Source organism: Vibrio sp. 1402, from assembly GCF_033340275.1.
The window spans coordinates 1-827 of sequence record NZ_JAWOWE010000159.1 but is presented as its reverse complement, the minus strand read 5'-3'; the positions used below and the strand labels follow the sequence as shown (position 1 = coordinate 827).

The following is an 827-nucleotide window of genomic DNA, read 5'->3' as shown; positions in this document are numbered from 1 at the left end:
AGTGCCAACTGTCTCAAAGTTGGTACTGGCGAGCAATTCTGTCCCTGTTCGCGCAACATTCCCTGTTGTCTGAGGACTAGACCCATTTGCTTCGCCCGCTGCGGTTTCAAACTCTTGACCTAGTTGGGTCGGGTCTTGTCCCGCTGCAATAGCTTCTATCAACGCAGTAATATCACCAGTTACATTGATGGAACTGCCTTGCGGTGTCACTTGCTCAATGACCAGTTCTGAAGTGTCTGAAACTTCGTTAATGATTAGTTCCCCTGGTTTAGGCAACTGTCCTTGTTCGAGGGTTCTAATTTCCCCATCGAGACCGATAACTACAATATTACTCATCAATGAGCCAAAAGTTACTCGTTCCATATCTACCTCGCCCCACTTTGAACTAAGTCAAAAGTTTGTCACCCCAATATTTACGTCTATAGTTTAGTCAAAATCTTCATATTTTCGTTGTATGTGCAAGGGGCGATGTGCTGATTAACTCAAGGGGCGGGGTTACAGGTGCAGCAGGGAATTGCACAGGTCGTGGAATGCTATGATATTAAGAAATCAAGCTTTTCTCTTGCTTAAACACAAACGGTTGCCAAGCAACATTTTGCACATGTGCTAAGGTTTAATCAGGCGAACTTCTGGATATTCTAAACAAAAGCCTAGGTTTAACAGTAGGTTGATAATTTACTTACTCAAACACTGTTATTTGTGATGTTTTATCTCAAATGTGAGATGAAACAGCAAAAAGCAACACGATTTTTTAGGAGAAACACCGTGAAATGGAACCGACTAAGTATTGCTTGCTGCTGTAGCTTAATAGTGTCTATACCCGTTTT

1 protein-coding gene is annotated in these 827 nt (G+C 42.3%); it reads right to left on the bottom strand.

Annotated features, from left to right (window positions below; translation table 11 throughout):
- Nucleotides 1-363 (bottom strand): hypothetical protein (locus R7044_RS24795; protein ID WP_225455945.1); only part of this gene is annotated, 363 nt, incomplete at its 3' end.
- Between the last annotated feature and the right edge of the window lie 464 nt (nucleotides 364-827).